A 1,655-nucleotide genomic window follows, 5' to 3' on the forward strand; every position below is an offset into this window, starting at 1 on the left:
CCTGACTTCGACAGTCGTCAGTCCCATTTAATCGTAAGGCTTTGATAGATAATGTTTTATATTTTTTGATTTTGAATTTGGGTGTCCCAGAGGTAATTTTGATTACTTTTAAGCATGTTTGTCCGCAAAAAGCCCAATAAAAGTGGCAAGATCAGTGTTCAGGTAATAGACAAGGTAGGGGGAAGTTATAAAGTCGCCAAAACCATAGGCAGTAGTTCCGATCCTGCAGAAGTTGAAGAGCTTTTTTCTTTGGGAGAAGAGTGGATAAGGAATTATAAAGGCATTATTGACATTCCCTTCAACAGTGAAGAACAGGTTGCAGAATCTGTCTTGGAAAGTGTAGAAAACATTACTGTTTCAGGTACAGAACTCCTCCTGAGTAAGATATTCAATGATATTGGGTTCAACGTAATCAAAGACGATATTTTTAAGTGGCTTGTTTATTCCAGGATATGTTTTCCGGCCAGCAAACTCAAGACCTGCGAATACCTGCAGACCTATCATGGCCTTGATTTTCATGTTCAGGATCTATACCGGTATATGGACAAGCTTTACAACAATTATAAAGAGATAGTACAGCTGATCAGTTTTGGTCACACCAAGAAAATACTGGGAGGAAGTATCAATATTGTCTTTTACGATTGTACCACACTCTATTTTGAAGTAGATCAGGAAGATGATCTCAGGAAGACCGGTTTTTCCAAAGAAGGCAAGCATCAGAATCCCCAGATAGTTTTGGGTTTACTGGTAGGTCTTGATGGGTACCCTTTGGCTTATGAGATTTTTGAGGGTAATAAGTTTGAGGGGCATACCATGATTCCGGTAATAGAGACTTTTAGGAAAAAGTATAATCTGCCCGCCCCGATAGTTGTGGCAGATTCTGGTTTGCTTTCCAAAAGCAATATCAAAGAATTACTTGATAACGGATATGAGTTCATTCTTGGGGCTCGTCTTAAGTCTTCCGGCACTAATCAAAAAAGCAAAGTGTTAGCTCTAGAGCTGGAAAATGGAGAGAGTGTTTCTGTGGATTGGGAAGAGAACCTTAGAATGGTCGTGAGCTACTCGGAAAAGAGGGCCAAGAAGGATAAGATCAACAGGGAAAAAGGGCTTAAAAAGCTCGAAAAACAGTTAGCTACAGGGAAACTCAACAAAACCCACATCAATAACAGGGGCTATAACAAATACCTAAAAATGGAAGGTGAGATAAAGATTGCCTTGGATATGGAAAAGTTTGAACAGGATGGGCAATGGGACGGTCTCAAAGGCTACATCACCAATACAAAGCTTGACAAAGAACAGGTGATTGAGAATTACAACAACTTATGGAAGATTGAAAAGGCCTTCAGAATAACCAAAAATGATATCAAGGTAAGACCAGTTTTCCATTACAAACAAAGGAGAATAGAAGCCCATATCAGCATTGCATTCGTAGCTTACAAGGTCTACAAGGAACTCGAAAGGCAGTTGAATGAAAAAGAAGCAAACCTTTCACCACAAAAAGCAATTGAAATAGCAAAAGGTATTTACACAGTAGAAATCCAACTCAAATCAACAGGGAAAAAGCTGAGAAAAACCCTGTTTTTGAACGAGGGTCAGCAAAAACTGGCAAAAATGTTCGATTTTTGATTTTGGGTGTCCCAGTGTCGAAGTCAGGA

General features: G+C 39.3%; 1 protein-coding gene. It reads left to right on the top strand.

Annotation, left to right across the window (positions count from 1 at the left end):
• The first annotated feature begins 114 nt into the window (after positions 1-114).
• Positions 115-1,626 (top strand): IS1634 family transposase, encoded by a 1,512-nt coding sequence (locus BW935_RS17980; RefSeq protein ID WP_076503163.1) that lies wholly within the window; start codon positions 115-117, stop codon positions 1,624-1,626.
• Positions 1,627-1,655: the final 29 nt, after the last annotated feature.

Source organism: Belliella pelovolcani, from assembly GCF_900156785.1.
GTDB classification, from domain to species: Bacteria; Bacteroidota; Bacteroidia; order Cytophagales; family Cyclobacteriaceae; genus Belliella; species Belliella pelovolcani.

Bases quoted from the DNA above. Each gene is read 5' to 3' on its own strand.
- BW935_RS17980 (WP_076503163.1), top strand. From the start codon at position 115: ATGTTTGTCCGCAAAAAGCCCAATAAAAGTGGCAAGATCAGTGTTCAG.